The sequence below is a fragment of the [Flexibacter] sp. ATCC 35208 genome (genome assembly GCF_001975825.1).
Lineage (GTDB): Bacteria > Bacteroidota > Bacteroidia > Chitinophagales > Chitinophagaceae > Chitinophaga.
Genome location: NZ_MTKN01000335.1, coordinates 1 through 378, shown reverse-complemented (window position 1 = coordinate 378; position 378 = coordinate 1). Strand labels below are relative to the sequence as shown.

Annotated in this window: 1 protein-coding gene; it reads right to left on the bottom strand. The window is 60.6% G+C overall.

Annotated elements, in window-relative coordinates:
* On the bottom strand, nt 1–378 hold a 378-nt coding region (locus BW716_RS35795; protein WP_143709278.1), incomplete at both ends, for a class II histocompatibility antigen beta chain family protein.

The window sequence follows — 378 nt, the reverse complement described above, 5'->3', positions numbered from 1 at the left end:
CCTTAGAACTCCAAGGGAAATGCTCTGCCAAGCACTCACCCCTCCTCTCCACGATGAAAGGGGTCGACACCCCGTAGTTGTGTCGGCAGTAGGTGTCCACCTCAGCCCGTCTCTGCTCCAGGAGGTCCGGCTGGCTGTTCCAGTACTTGGCATCAGGCTCGCCCAGGGGGGTGTCGGCCACATAGAACCCCACATCGCTGTCGAAGTGCACGAACTGCTGCCGGTTGTGGATGTACCTCACCAGAAGCCTCACCCGCTCGGTGCCGTTGAGGTACTGACACTCAGCCTTTCCTATCCACTGGAAAAACCCTGTTTGTGCAGGGAGGCAGGTCAGGGTGGCCAGCTCCCCTCCCCCCCACCTCAAGGTGCTCTCAGCAC